The organism is Cupriavidus sp. 05N38 (assembly GCF_056397345.1).
On the sequence record NZ_JBFTNF010000167.1, the window covers coordinates 1 to 976 of the forward strand.

A 976-nucleotide genomic window follows, 5' to 3' on the forward strand; every position below is an offset into this window, starting at 1 on the left:
CCCCGAAGCCGAAGAAATCCGTCGCCCTGTCGGGCGTTGCCGCCGGCAATACTGCGCTCTGCACGGTCGGCCGCACCGGCAACGACCTGCACTACCGCGGCTACGACATCCTCGACATCGCCGAGACCTGCGAATTCGAGGAGATCGCCCACCTGCTGGTGCACGGCAAGCTCCCCACCCGCGCCGAACTCAAGGCCTACAAGGCCAAGCTCAAGGCCCTGCGCGGCCTGCCCGCCAACGTCAAGGCCGCGCTCGAATGGGTGCCCGCCAGCGCCCACCCGATGGACGTGATGCGCACCGGCGTGTCCGTGCTCGGCACCGTGCTGCCCGAGAAGGAAGACCACAACACCCCGGGCGCGCGCGACATCGCCGACCGCCTGATGGCCAGCTTCGGCTCGATGCTGCTGTACTGGTACCACTACAGCCATAACGGCCGCCGCATCGAGGTCGAGACCGACGACGACTCCATCGGCGCGCACTTCCTGCACCTGCTGCACGGCGAGAAGCCCTCGGCGCTGTGGGAACGCGCCATGCAGACCTCGCTGAACCTGTACGCCGAGCACGAGTTCAACGCCTCCACCTTCACCGCCCGCGTGATCGCCGGCACCGGCTCGGACATGTACTCGTCGATCGCCGGCGCCATCGGCGCGCTGCGCGGCCCCAAGCACGGCGGCGCCAACGAAGTGGCGTTCGAGATCCAGAAGCGCTACGACAGCCCCGCCGAAGCCGAGGCCGACATCAAGCGCCGCGTGGAAAACAAGGAAGTGGTGATCGGTTTCGGCCACCCGGTGTACACGGTTTCCGACCCGCGCAACCAGGTGATCAAGGAAGTGGCGCGCAAGCTATCCAGCGACGCCGGCTCGATGAAGATGTTCGACATTGCCGATCGCATTGAAGCCACCATGCAGGATGGCAAGAAGATGTTCGCCAACCTGGACTGGTTCAGCGCGGTGAGCTACCACATGATGGGCGTGCC

General features: G+C 66.2%; 1 protein-coding gene. It reads left to right on the forward strand.

Features of this window, described 5'->3' with window-relative positions; translation table 11 throughout:
• Nucleotides 1-976 (forward strand): bifunctional 2-methylcitrate synthase/citrate synthase (gene prpC / locus AC1DK4_RS40700; RefSeq protein WP_477132270.1); only part of this gene is annotated, 976 nt, incomplete at both ends.